The organism is Leifsonia sp. SIMBA_070, from assembly GCF_046534635.1.
Classification (GTDB): Bacteria; Actinomycetota; Actinomycetes; order Actinomycetales; family Microbacteriaceae; genus Leifsonia.
The window spans coordinates 1-248 of the sequence record NZ_JAWRYK010000719.1; the positions used below are offsets into that span (position 1 = coordinate 1).

The window sequence follows — 248 nt, forward strand, 5'->3', positions numbered from 1 at the left end:
CCCCCAGCACCAGGCATGGCACCACCGCAGCCAGGACCGTCACCGGGAGCGCGAAAACGCCGCAGGCAATCACGCGTCCGGCCCGGTCCGCGGCACCGGAAACACCTGTGCTGACGTGCAGGGCAAAGGCCGTGTTGTCATACGAGACATCGGCGGAGATGCCAAAGGCGAGCAGGTAGCCCAGCAGCGGTCCCGCAAACAGCAGCAGCGTTGGGCCGCTGCCCTCCTGGGTCCCGAAGAACACCATG

Annotated in this window: 1 pseudogene; it reads right to left on the reverse strand. The window is 67.3% G+C overall.

Annotated features, from left to right (window positions below):
* A pseudogene (locus SB754_RS22125) lies at nucleotides 1-248 on the reverse strand (transporter); the annotation flags it as partial.